At 29.6% G+C, this 8,313-nt stretch carries 6 protein-coding genes, 1 tRNA gene and 2 rRNA genes; 7 read left to right on the top strand and 2 right to left on the bottom strand.

All coding sequences use genetic code 11. From position 1 onward, the window contains the following. From CLTEP_RS12610 to CLTEP_RS12580, 7 genes are all read left to right on the top strand, one after another. Positions 1-125: ribosomal RNA gene (locus tag CLTEP_RS12610) — 23S ribosomal RNA — on the top strand; the annotation flags it as partial. 292 nt (positions 126-417) lie between these two features. Next, a 5S ribosomal RNA gene (gene rrf / locus CLTEP_RS12605) occupies positions 418-534 on the top strand. 9 nt (positions 535-543) lie between these two features. Beyond that, a tRNA-Asn gene (locus tag CLTEP_RS12600) sits at positions 544-618 on the top strand. Between the two features lie 310 nt (positions 619-928). Further along, positions 929-2,221 (top strand): hypothetical protein, encoded by a 1,293-nt coding sequence (locus CLTEP_RS12595; protein WP_066827249.1) that lies wholly within the window; start codon positions 929-931, stop codon positions 2,219-2,221. Between the two features lie 450 nt (positions 2,222-2,671). Continuing rightward, complete coding sequence (fusA, locus tag CLTEP_RS12590; RefSeq protein ID WP_066827247.1) at positions 2,672-4,750, top strand: elongation factor G; 2,079 nt, start codon at positions 2,672-2,674, stop codon at positions 4,748-4,750. Positions 4,751-5,154: 404 nt separating this feature from the next. Continuing rightward, positions 5,155-5,391 (top strand): hypothetical protein, encoded by a 237-nt coding sequence (locus CLTEP_RS12585; RefSeq protein WP_066827245.1) that lies wholly within the window; start codon positions 5,155-5,157, stop codon positions 5,389-5,391. Further along, the gene (locus CLTEP_RS12580) at positions 5,354-5,593 is read left to right on the top strand and encodes a hypothetical protein (protein WP_066827243.1); all 240 of its coding nucleotides are present in this window, start codon (positions 5,354-5,356) and stop codon (positions 5,591-5,593) included. The genes CLTEP_RS12585 and CLTEP_RS12580 overlap by 38 nt, the downstream gene beginning before the upstream one ends. Before the next feature lie 127 nt (positions 5,594-5,720). Here the strand turns inward: CLTEP_RS12580 and CLTEP_RS12575 are convergent, their stop codons facing one another. Next, positions 5,721-7,085 (bottom strand): HAMP domain-containing sensor histidine kinase, encoded by a 1,365-nt coding sequence (locus CLTEP_RS12575; RefSeq protein WP_242863947.1) that lies wholly within the window; start codon positions 7,083-7,085, stop codon positions 5,721-5,723. Between the two features lie 128 nt (positions 7,086-7,213). After that, positions 7,214-7,894, bottom strand: a complete 681-nt coding sequence (locus CLTEP_RS12570; protein ID WP_066827237.1) for a response regulator transcription factor — start codon at positions 7,892-7,894, stop codon at positions 7,214-7,216. Positions 7,895-8,313: the final 419 nt, after the last annotated feature.

Raw genomic sequence — 8,313 nt, 5'->3', positions numbered from 1 at the left:
AAGATAAGATTTCCCATGACGAAAGTCAGTAAGACCCCTTGAAGAACACAAGGTTGATAGGTCGGAGGTGTAAGTGCAGTAATGTATTAAGCTGACCGATACTAATAGGTCGAGGACTTGACCAAAAAGAATCGCTAGTCACCAATCGCTAATCGCTATTATTTCATAATTGATGATTAGAGACTGGAGATTGGTATTCAGTTCATTATGCAATTTTGAGAGAACAATGTTTTCTCAATGTATACCACAAACGTCAATAAGAAGTTAAGTATCTGGTGGTTATGGCGTAAAGGGTTAAATGTTTAAATGACATTTAACGAGTAATTTAGCAAATCTGTGATTTGCGTTAAGAATTACTCCGGTTGCCATCAAGTCAGCTCTATGTTTAATATAGAGAATTTAATATCAAAAATAGAATCTGGTAGTTATAGCGTAAAGGCAACACCCGTTCCCATTCCGAACACGAAGGTTAAGCTTTATAGCGCCGATGGTACTGCATGGGAGACCGTGTGGGAGAGTAGGTCGCTGCCAGGTAAAAAACGTTCCACGGTAGCTCAATGGTGGAGCACTCGGCTGTTAACCGATAGGTTGGAGGTTCGAGTCCTCTCCGTGGAGCCATTTTTTTTATATAGAAGTTTAAAGTAACTAGCAAAAGTTTCCTATCATCTATAGCTGGGAGATGAATGCATAAAAGTAATTTGCTTCTATTATTTTTTGTGTTAAAATATAATTAGTACTAAATTATAGAAATGAGAGATAACAAGGAAGTTAGATACTAATAATCATTCAGTAGCTTTGTTGCATTATCATTAAGTGTTTTACGCAAAAAAACTGGGGAAATTAATAAAAAATTTAAATAATAAAACAGAGTAATCATAGGAACTGAGGAGTTTCCGTGAATGCTCTATAGGTATATGGGGGCTGTATTATGAAAAAAATACTTTTAATTTTTCCCATATTTATTTTTATGTTTTGTATGGGATGTAGTAATAATATTAGAAATTCTCAGGATAATACTAATTCAAAATTACTAACTGGTAAGGTAAATAAGAAGACTAATAATTCGCTAAATAATACTTTACAGACCAGTACTTTAGAAAAAAATACATCAAAAAATAATGTTTCAGAGAACAATAATGGTAATAAAAAACATAAGAAGAAGGTTTCGGGGATTCTACTAGGTCTTAAAAAAACAACAAAATTTGATGCTGAACCAACTGAATATGAAACATTGTGGATATTTCAAAATGATGATAGTATTACAGTTCGACGTGGTAAAGGTTTTTTAAGTGTATCTTATGGAGAATCTTTTTATAAAATACAAAATACAATTTATGATGATAAAGAATTTAATACCGAGGCAGACGATAAATCCGATAAGGCTCCATTATATAATTACAGGTATAAATTTCATTTTATTGATACGATTGCTTTTCCTTTTGGAAATAACCCTGCTAAAGTATGCGATTATAATAATATTTCTTGGGGAGATGGTGTGTGGCCAATTAGAACTACTAAAGATGATGTATTATTTGCAGGAAATAAATATGTATTAATAAATAAACATTCATTTGAAACTGGTGGAGGTACTTTTAGTGCGTCGTGGTATGATAATTTGTTATATGAACTAAAATATTTAGGAAAAAATTATAAAAAAAATACTGCCAATTTATGTGATTTAATAGATTTTGATAGAACAAAAATAGAAAATTATAAAAATGAATACAATAAGGATTTATGTGATGAAGATAATAGCCAGATAAGAAATGAAAATAAAGTAGATGTCGAAAATCCTATACTTATTAGAAAAGATGGTCATTGGGTTGCAGCATTACCACTTGATAAAGTTTTTGAGCATCGTGGTAATGGAAGTTATCGTATTTGTGCAACAAATTTTTTAGAGCTTACGCATAAAGTTTCTGATAAACTTTTATGCTACGATGATTTAATTATACCTTTTGAAACTATAAAAAAACAAATTCCAGGTGCAAGAGATGCTGTTTCTTCACCAAATGGTAGTATGCTAGCAGTGCTTGTTAATGACAGAATTAATATTTATCTATATCCAGATAAGGATAATGAATTAAAAGAACCTGATTATTCCATAACTATAAATCCTGAACAAGCTATTGTTTCAAATCAATGGGTAGTTGATGAGCAGGTTATAACGTGGGATGGTACCTTACAGAAATATCTTACTACAAATAACATTAAGCATTAGAAATCTCAGGTTACGTGTTAATTCAACTTTCACAGGTGTTTTTTATCTGAGAAAGTTGAATTATTAATGTTCTATTATTGAGAGCAGCTCATTTTAGGCAATGAATTTTTTAGTAGGTGGTCGTTGAGTTTTTATATTGTTTCCTTCTTATAAAAAAAGAGTAAATGGAAAACAAAATATATAATAGTGATATAAAAAAATTATCAACAGGTTGTATGAAAAAATTAGTTGCAGCTGTTGATTTTTTTATTGTCCCTGTGAATAAATTTCTAATAATAATAAATAATATAAAAGTGTCATCATAATTCTTAAATTGGATAATGTTATATGATGATAAATGTCTAAATATTAAGAATGTTTTATTTAATCAGAAATTATTTCGATAAGTGAAAGGAATTTTTGTCTTTAAATAGAAATATAATATTAATGCTATTAACAGGGGGTATAAGTATGAAACAATATAAAACTAAGAATTTAAGAAATATTGGTATCATTGGACATGGTGGATCAGGTAAGACTACATTAACAGAAGCTTTATTATATCATACAAAGGCAATTGACAGATTTGGGAAGGTTGAAGAAGGAACAACATTAAGCGATTTTGATGTTGAAGAAAAAAGAAGAAAGAATTCTATATCTACTTCAGTAGCATTATGTGAATGGGATAATGTAAAAATAAATTTAGTTGATATTCCGGGATATTTTGATTTTGTGGGTGAGATGGTTCAGGGATTAAAAGCGGTTGATTTGGCGATGATTACTGTTTGTGGTGTTTCTGGTATTGAAGTTGGAACTGAAAAATCATGGAAATATGCCAATGAACATGAAATCCCAAGGGCATTTTTTGTTAATAAGCTAGATAGAGAAAATAGTAACTTTGAAAAAGTATTATTACAATTAAAATCTAAATTTGGAATATCAGTAGTTCCAATTCAGTATCCTATTGGGAAAGAAGAAAATTTTAGGGGAATTATAAATGTTATTTCAGGTAAAGCGAGAATATTTAACCCTAAAACTCATGAAATGGAAACAGGAGAAATTCCAGATGAGTTAATGAGTAAGGCTGAAGAATGTAAAAAAATGATTGAGGAAGCTGTAGCTGAAACAGACGAAAAGTTGCTGGATAAATATTTTGAAGAAGGTAGTTTGAGTGATGAAGAAATATACAATGGGTTAATAGCGGGTGCTTCAAATGGAGATATAGTTCCAGTTATGTGTGGTTCTGCAATAAAAGGAATAGGAATTCATACATTGCTAGAGGATATGGTAGAATGTTTCCCATCACCAAAAGATACAAATTTATACAAGGCTCATGATCCTAAGACAGGTGAATATATAGGTGTGAAAATTGATGAGAATAAACCATTTTCTGCGATAATATTCAAAACGATAGCCGATCCATTTGTTGGAAAGTTATCTATGTTTAGAGTAATTACTGGTGAGGCTAAATCTGATACTGTTGTGTATAATCCTAATAAGGATAAAGAAGAAAAATTGGGAACTTTGTATTTTATAAAAGGAAAAGAACAATATCAAACAGATATGATCGAAGCTGGAGATATTGGGGCTGTAGCAAAACTACAGTATTCTACTACTGGAGATACATTGTGTGATATTTCTGAACATGTTATGTATAGGAAAATGAATTTTCCTGAACCTGTGTATTCAAGAGCTGTTTTACCAAAAGCGAAAGGTGATGAGGATAAGATATCTAATGGTTTGCACAAATTAATGGATGAGGATCCAACTTTTAAGGTTGAAAGAGATTTTGAAAATTCAGAAACTATTATATATGGTTTGGGGGTAACACATCTTGATGTTATTGCGAGTAAATTAAAGAATAAATTTGGCGTTGAAGTTGAATTAAGAACTCCTAAGATTCCTTATAGAGAGACTATTAAGAAATCAGCAGATGTTCAAGGTAAACATAAAAAACAGTCAGGTGGTCATGGTCAATATGGAGATGTAAAGATACTATTTGAACCGAGAAATGATGGTAAAGATGAACTTGAATTTGTAGATAAAGTTGTAGGTGGAGTTGTACCTAGACAGTATATACCTGCTGTTGAAAAAGGATTAAAAGAATGTATGTTGCATGGTGTGTTAGCAGGATATCCTGTAATTAGGGTAAGAGCTACATTGCATGATGGTTCTTATCACCCAGTTGATTCTTCAGAAATGGCTTTCAAAGTAGCAGCTTCACTTGCCTATAAAAAAGGTTTGGCTCAAGCAAATCCTATATTATTAGAACCTATTATGCATGTTGAGATTTCAGTGCCAGATGATTATACTGGGGATATTATTTCGGATTTGAACAGAAGAAGAGGTAGGATAATGGGTATGGAACCTAAGGAAGGACAGCAAGTAATCATTGGAGAAGTACCTCAGGCAGAAATGTTTGAATATGCGACTGAGCTTAGATCCATGACTGGTGCTAGAGGAAGTTTTTCTATGAAATTTGCAAGGTATGAGGAAGTTCCTCAGGAGGTTGCTAAAAATGTAATAGAAGAGGCTAATAAAGAGGAATAAGGCATTTGAAAGAAAATAACAAGTCAAAGATGCGACGTATATTTTGTGAAATACAAAGAGTTGGGTTCCGCTGATAGTAGGTTCTATCAACGGGTTCCAACGATGAAGTAGTTCGTAAAATAGGCTAGCATACTGACTAGTTATTTTTTGAAAATGCCTAAATATATTAAAAAACCTTAGAGAGAATCTAAGGTTTTTTAATATTTAAATACATAGTATTTTTAGTCTTATTATTTAAAGTTCGTACATCCACAGGCACGAGGTACAGAGGGTTTACGGACTAAATTATAAAAAAGTTGATAATAAAAAGAGAGTGTAATTGAGAAAAAATAAAACCAAAAAGGAATATTTTCTTATGACATATGATAATAATATATACATAAAGATTTATAAGGAGAAGAGGTATGTCTGATTATTTCTTGGATATTAATGGAAGTATAAATCTAAGTGATTACAGTAATATAGAAGATTATATTAAAGTGGTAGATTTTGATGATAGTATTATTATTAGGTTTAGTCATGAAAATAACGATGATGTTAACATAGTTGAGAAGATATTGGAACGCGATAATTTTAATATAATTTCGAAGGGTGATGAAAAACATGGGAAATACTTTATCAAAGCGAACAAGAAAAGATAAAAAAGTAAATTTTGATTCATATGATATGAAACAAATTGCACAGTCATATGGGTCAGACTTAAGACCTATTAGAGAGATAGGGGTAAATTTGAATAATTATATAGATTGCTATCCAAATTTCAAGATTTGGGCAAAAACAAAGGATATAAGTGAAAGTGTTGAAGAATCTGGTCATAGGAAAGAAGATGAATTACTTCAATAGTTTATGTTATACTTATCAAGTTTAAAATTCATATTTTTGTCTAGAGAATTATACGATTTTAAGAACTTTGAAAGTATAAAATAGGTAGGATTCATAGTTGATTGCGAAGAAACCTACCTAATAGTAATTAGCATTTATTTAAATAAAAATATGCTTTTACTCCTTTTTCTGTATTTACAATACCATATTCACTATTGTGTAATTCTAAAATATTTTTTACTATTGCTAAGCCTAATCCTGTACCACCTAAATCTTTGTTTCTTGATTTATCTATTCTATAAAATTTATTCCAAATGTATTTCAGTTCATTTTCTTCTATATTAGCTCCTTCATTTTCAATTTCAATAAGAATTCTATCGTCATTGTCAATCAAATTAATATATATATTTTTGTTTTTAGGAGTGTATCTAATGGCGTTGCTTATTAAATTTGTAATAACTTCTTCTATTCTGAATTCATCAGCATAAACTAGAATATTTTTATTTTGAATATTACAATTGAGATTTAATTTTTTATCTTTTATGTTTTTAGAATGAACCCTGTATATTGAATTTATAAAATCGTATATATTAAATTCAGACAAATTTAACATAAATGTTCCAGATTCTAATCGAGATAAATCAAGCATATCTTTTACAAGTGAATCCATTTTTTTGGATTCATCTATTATTACATTCAAGTAATATTCTATATCTTTTTCGTCAACTATGCCATCTATTAAGCCTTCAGCATATCCTTCAATTAAACTAATAGGGGTTTTAAGTTCATGTGATACTCCAGCTATAAATTCTTTGCGCATTTTTTCTAATTCTTTTTCTTTTTCAATATCTTGTTTTAGTTTTATGTTTGCATATTTAAGTTCTGAAAGAGTTTTGTTTAAATTGTGTGAAAGAAAATTTAGTGTAGATGCAAGATTTCCTATTTCATCATTTGATTTTATATTACATTTTGCAGAGAAATCTAAATTAGCCATTTTTGTTGCTGTATTATTAAGTTCTATTAAAGGTGTTGATATCATTTTTGAGTAAATTAAAGAAAGAATTGCAATAAGAATAAGTGTTCCAATAAAAATATATATATAATATTTTTTCATAATTGAAGCTGCTTCTCCAACAGGTTGAAGAGTAGATATTACAAATATTATTTCATTAATTGAATTATTGGTCATAACGGGTGACACAACGACAAGATTATTTGTATTAAGTACAGGATTTTTAAAATTAAAGCTTATAGTAGATTTATTTAATAAAACATCAAAGTAGTTTTCTTCACTTGAAAGCCAGTGATCGAGTGCTAAAAATATCACTTCGTTACTTCTATCCTTAGGAATATTTGATATTGAATTATTACTCGTTTTAATCATGCCGTTTTTTGTTATTATAACCATTTTAGAGTTGTTGGCATCTTCAAATTGATATATATATTTTGCTAGCAGAGAAATACTATTTATTTTAACATATTCGTGTTTGAAATTTTCTACATTTTTTATCAAGCGGTGTTTTTTTTCAGAGTAATAGAATTTCTCAAAAAACAGGGATTGGAATATGAATGTTGTTGATAATAAAATCATAAAAAATATTGAAGTTATTGTAAAAAGTTTTATTGTTATGCTGGACTTTTTCATCTTTTCACCTCAAATTTATAACCGCTTCCACGCACTGTTGTTATCAAATAAGATTTATCTTTTAATTTTTCTCTTAATCTCTTGATGTGTGTGTCAACTGTTCTTAAATCTCCAAAGTAGTCGTATCCCCATACATTATCCAGTAAAGTGTTTCTTGATAGAGCAATACCTTTATTTACAACTAAATAAGCGAGTAAATCAAATTCTTTTGGTGATAATTTTACGACTTCATCATTTATTAGAACCTCATGAGATAAAAAATTAATTGTTAAACCATCAATGTACTCAATTCCTTCTTTTTTTCCAAGAGTACCCTCAACTCTTTGAAGAAGATTTTTAACACGAGCTACAAGAACTTTTGGACTAAAAGGTTTAGTAACATACTCATCTACTCCAGATTCAAATCCTGATATTTTATCATATTCTTCAGATTTTGCGGTAAGCATTATAATTGGAACATCTGATATCTCACGTATAGCTTTGCTTACAGAATAACCATCTAATTCAGGCATCATAACATCTAGTATAATCAAATCAATTTTCATTTCCTTGAATTTTTTCAAAGCTATTTTACCGTTTTCAGCTTCTATTATGTTGAAGTTTTCTTTCTTTAAATAATCATGTAGCAGTTTTCGCATTCTTGCGTCATCTTCTGCGATTAATATGTTTTTTTGCATAATTAAGCCCGATTCTATTAATTAACTATGAATCAGGTTTTACACCTGCCTTTCTTTTTGTATTTTTATCGATTTTACAAGACTCCCACTTCTATAAGTGGGAGATTGAAGTTTTTGCTTCAGGTGAAGTAGAGTCTCCACTTGAAGTATCTATGTTTTGTTTTAGCAAAATGAGTTCACTAAATTTTCTTTACAAGTAGTTATTTTCTGATACATATATTTTAATTCTTTATAACTTTTTTAACAAGTGAGAATGTTTTGATATATTTTATTAATTTTATTGAAATTAAATTAACCCGTTGTGCTAGTTAAAATCTATAACAATAATTACAACTAAAAAAACTCCAGCATTTATGTTAACCTATCAATGAAAACACCACTAGTCAAAGATAGGGGGAAACATATATGCTAGAGCTTAA

The sequence above is a fragment of the Clostridium tepidiprofundi DSM 19306 genome, assembly GCF_001594005.1.
Classification (GTDB): Bacteria; Bacillota; Clostridia; order Clostridiales; family Clostridiaceae; genus Clostridium_AC; species Clostridium_AC tepidiprofundi.
Note: the sequence above shows the minus strand (reverse complement) of the source record. Positions and strands in the feature narration are given on the sequence as shown.